The organism is uncultured Gimesia sp. (genome assembly GCF_937919775.1).
In the GTDB taxonomy this organism is placed as follows: Bacteria; Planctomycetota; Planctomycetia; order Planctomycetales; family Planctomycetaceae; genus Gimesia.
This window is the reverse complement of record NZ_CALFPF010000016.1, coordinates 1-3,493: the sequence shown is the minus strand read 5'-3', so window position 1 is coordinate 3,493 and position 3,493 is coordinate 1. Positions and strand designations below refer to the sequence as shown.

Genomic DNA, 3,493 nt, shown 5'->3' with positions numbered 1-3,493 from the left:
GCCGCCATGCAGGCACTGCGGTTCATGTGGACTTATGGCGATGGACGCATCAGTAAAGAACGTCTGCGCCAGTCGATGCAGCTCTTGCTGGACCGCCCGGAACTGACTGATCTGGTCGTCGCGGACCTCGCCCGCTGGAATGACTGGAGTGTCCTTGACCGCCTGATGGAAATGTACGGTGCCGAGGATTACAACATCCCGTCGATCAAACGGGCCATCGTCCGATATCTGCTGGTCGCCTCCAAAGGCAAGAACAAAAAAGGGGACGGCCCCGATGCGGAAACCACAGAAAAAGCCAAGCAGTTGCTCGACAAATTGCGCAAGGAAGACCCCAAAACGGTGCAAAGCGCCGAGCGTTTCTTTTTCCTGAAATAAGGATTCGACGGCATTTTGTTTTTTCGGCTTGCGAACGTTGTCAGCAGATGCGGTGTTCCGCTAGAGTAGCAGTACAGGTTATCTCGTATCCCAACACTGTAACGATAGAAGAACACTGATCATGCCTCGTACGATCTGTACTGCGAAAATGTGTGAATTTGGCCCGCATTTTGAAATCCTGCAAGCGGGCGGATTTGAAGTGGCCACGGTGCCTGCAGACGTTGATTTACGGAAAGAACCACACCGCGTCGTAGAACAGGTGCAAGGTTACGAAGCCGTCATTGCCGGTGCCGAACCCTATACCAGAGAAGTGCTCGAACAGCTACCCGACCTGAAAGTGATTTCACGTTATGGTGTCGGCTATGACGCCGTTGATCTGGAAGCCTGCGATGATCTGGGAAAAGTGGTGACGATCACACCGGGAGTCAATCATCACTCGGTAGCAGAACAGGCGTTTGCCTTGATCATGGGAATCGCCCGCCTGTCGCGTTCACAAGATCAGGCGGTCCGTTCCGGAAAATGGGAGTGGCATTTAACACCGCGCGTCTGGGGCAGCACGATTGGCATTATGGGTATGGGCCGCATCGGTCAGGCAGTCGCGACGCGGGCCATCGGCATGGGCATGCACGTGCTGGCCTACGATCCTTACCCCAATACCGCGTTCGCCGTCAAACATCAGATTAAACTCGTCGCGCTGGACGAACTTTTGAAACAGTCGGATTATGTCACGCTGCATCTGCCTGTCACCCCTGACACACGCGACATCATTAACAGAGACACACTGGCGAAAATGAAACCCGGTTCTGTGCTGATTAATACCGCACGCGGAGGACTGGTCGACGAAGTCGCCCTCGTGGAAGCGTTGGAATCCGGGCATTTACGCGGCGCCGGCCTGGATGTTTTCAAAAAAGAACCTTTAACTGTTGAAAGTCCGCTGATCAAGCTGGAAAATGTATTGCTGAGCTGTCATACGGGCGGACTGGACCAGGAATCGCATCGAGACGCCTATGCGATGGCGGCTCAGAATATCGTGAAATTGTATCAGGGAGAATGGCCTGAAGAGTGTGTTGTCAATTTAAAAAATACGACAGACTGGAACTGGTCGCGTTAACTCTTTCGATGAACCAAGCATGTTGACATGCTCAGCAGCAGGAAACTGGATGCCTCCATCATGACAGCCCCCCATTCCAGTTTTTTGAAAATCAGCCCCCGCATTTCCGTCTTGCCGCTGATTCACGGGAGCGGCGATTTCGCGATTGAAGTCCGCCGCGTGATGTTGACCAACCAGTTTGACTGCCTGGCCGTTCCCCTGCCGGCCTCGTTTCAAACAAACGTCGAACGGGCGATCACCTATCTGCCCAGCATTACGGCAGTCCTGCAGGAAGAACCCCCGATTACCAGTTCTGCGCCGTGGGAAGCAGCGGACGAGGATGCCGATGAGGAGGACGTTCAACGCATCTTCAGTTATGTCCCCATTGATCCCTGTCAGGGAGTGGTCGCGGCGCTCCGCATCGCCATAATGGAACGCATCGATCGCCATTTTATTGATCTGGAAACACAGCGTTTTGAAAGCATTTCCGCGTCATTACCCGACCCGTATGCACTGAAGAAAGTACCTCTCGAAAAATTTTCCGCCGCCGTTTTGCCGGCACTGAAAAAATTGCCGGAAGGACAGCCGCTGGACCGCTGCGCGATGATGGCGCACCGGCTGCGTGAACTGGAAAAAAAGTACAAGTCCATCCTGCTGGTCTGCTCGCTTTCTGACTGGCCGTGGATTCACGACGCCTACTTCGATCAGCTGCCTCTGGAAGTCGAAGATGAAGCCGTCAACGAAACCACGATTTACGCCACCGATTCCGATACACTGCTATTTTTACTAGGCGAACTTCCCTATATCACAGGCCTGTATGAAGCGGCCCGCTGCGAACTGGGCGATGATGAGAACCTGTCTGTCGACGGAATCAAGGAACTCGCATTGACGGCCCGGGACCGGTATCGCATTGAATTGAAATCGCGCGGTCGAAATATTACACCGAAAATCCTTTCGGTCTATTTTCGTTATGTGCGCAACCTGTCGCTCATCGAACGTCGCATGACCCCCGACCTGTATACGCTGGTGAAAGCCGCACAGCAGGTTGCCGGCGATCAGTTTGCCATTCAAATTGCCGAAACGGCCCGCGAATACCCGTACGTGCATCTGCTGCCGTTCGAGAAACTCATCTTCGGCATCGAACAGGCACAGCTCCCCGACGGCACAACGGTTGAGTTGAGCAATCGCCTGCCCGGTAATCCGATTTCCTGGAGGAGTTGCGAACTGATCCCCAAACCTCCCCAGCCGAAACAGGATGAATGGGAGATGAACTGGAACCCCTATAAACAATGCAGCTGGCCGCCCGAAGATGTCGCCATCGAAAAATTTCGCACCAGCGTGAAAGACCACGCGCTGTCGCTGCTGGGAGCCGACCTGGCGCGGACCGAAAAATTCACGACGAGTATGAAGGACGGACTCGATCTGCGCGAAACATTGAGGAACTGGCATACGGGCGAGATTCACGTCAAAGTGCTGCCCCCCAGCAGAGGGCGGCTGGATTGCGTGCTCATGCTGTTCGACTCTCCGGCTGACCCGCGCGATTATCCGTACCGACTCACCTGGCATGCAGAACATCAGGACGAATCGACGCTGGCGTTTTTTGCCACCGATTATCGCAAGGAGATGGTCGGACCCGGCATCGGACTGGCCAGTTATGGGGGCGCGCTGTTCCTGTTTCCGCCACGCCCGATTTATGACGTCTGGAATGAAGCCCAGTTTGATTTTGTCGACACGCTCGAAGAACGCCTGCTGGTCTCTGCCTGCCACTACAGCGAAGAAACTCACATCGCCCTGCTCAGCGATGCGCCGCCCGGTGCCGGCTGGCGGCGGCTGGCAAAACGTTATCAGAAAAAACTGATTCATGTTCCCCTGGGACGCTTCAGCCAGGAAACGATTCAGCAACTGCGTATGTTCCACGTCCTGAATGGACAGGAAATTCGCAGTTTTGCTGCGCATTATATCAGAAAAGCGTAAGCGGGATCGCCGCGAGATCCGGTTGCGGAATCGACGACGACCATATTCTTAGTA

2 protein-coding genes and 1 pseudogene are annotated in these 3,493 nt (G+C 54.5%); all 3 read left to right on the top strand.

What is annotated here, in order from left to right; all coding sequences use genetic code 11:
- A pseudogene (locus Q0294_RS00430) lies at positions 1-375 on the top strand (hypothetical protein); the annotation flags it as partial.
- A gap of 121 nt (positions 376-496) precedes the next feature.
- Positions 497-1,486 (top strand): phosphoglycerate dehydrogenase, encoded by a 990-nt coding sequence (locus tag Q0294_RS00425; RefSeq protein ID WP_299459493.1) that lies wholly within the window; start codon positions 497-499, stop codon positions 1,484-1,486.
- A 60-nt stretch (positions 1,487-1,546) separates the two neighbouring features.
- Positions 1,547-3,439 (top strand): hypothetical protein, encoded by a 1,893-nt coding sequence (locus Q0294_RS00420; protein WP_299459492.1) that lies wholly within the window; start codon positions 1,547-1,549, stop codon positions 3,437-3,439.
- The last annotated feature ends 54 nt before the right edge of the window (positions 3,440-3,493 follow it).

What these genes read in the sequence shown, in the direction of transcription:
- Q0294_RS00425 (WP_299459493.1), top strand. Translation starts at nt 497, where the DNA reads ATGCCTCGTACGATCTGTACTGCGAAAATGTGTGAATTTGGCCCGCAT.
- Q0294_RS00420 (WP_299459492.1), top strand. Translation starts at nt 1,547, where the DNA reads ATGACAGCCCCCCATTCCAGTTTTTTGAAAATCAGCCCCCGCATTTCC.